Genomic DNA, 551 nt, shown 5'->3' with positions numbered 1-551 from the left:
CGGACCGGCCTCCGGGTCCGGATCCTTCAGCAAGTTCTCGGCGAACAACGCCAGCTGAGCCCGACGACCGACGAACTGCGCCTCCGCCCGCCGCCGAACCGCCTCGTTCCGCGAAGGCCGCCTGCGCGCCTGTGCCATCCGATCCCCCAGGGTCCCCACGGGCGTTGGAGCCTTCCTCCGCACGCCCGAACGACCGTAGCGATCCGGGGCGCGCCCCGTCCCCCGTTCCGAGGCAACGGGGTTCGCCCACTGGCCGCAGGGCGGTCAGTGTTCGCGGAAGCCGCCGAGGAAGCGGCGGAAGACGCCGCCTTCGCGGGGGAGGGGGGTGGTCGGGGGTGGGGCGACGCGGCGTTCGGTGGCGATGGGCTGGTCGTAGTCGGCGCGGGCGATGTCGTCGCTTGTCTGGGAGTCGTCGAAGTCCTCTGAGCCCGCGATGGCGGGGACGAAGCCGACCAGCATGCCGTCCCGCACCACCTGCTCCTCCAGTCGTCTCGTGTCTCCGTTGTCCCCCTGGGCCTCCCGCCCGGCCAGCGACGCGCCACGGTCGCACA

Annotated in this window: 1 pseudogene; it reads right to left on the bottom strand. The window is 73.0% G+C overall.

The features are described 5' to 3' along the window. Positions 1-264: 264 nt before the first annotated feature. Positions 265-551, bottom strand: a pseudogene (locus DN069_RS04345) (hypothetical protein); the annotation flags it as partial.

The sequence above is a fragment of the Streptacidiphilus pinicola genome (assembly GCF_003258295.1).
GTDB lineage: Bacteria > Actinomycetota > Actinomycetes > Streptomycetales > Streptomycetaceae > Streptacidiphilus > Streptacidiphilus pinicola.
The sequence above is the reverse complement of the archived record's forward strand: the minus strand, read 5'-3'. Positions and strand labels throughout refer to the sequence as shown.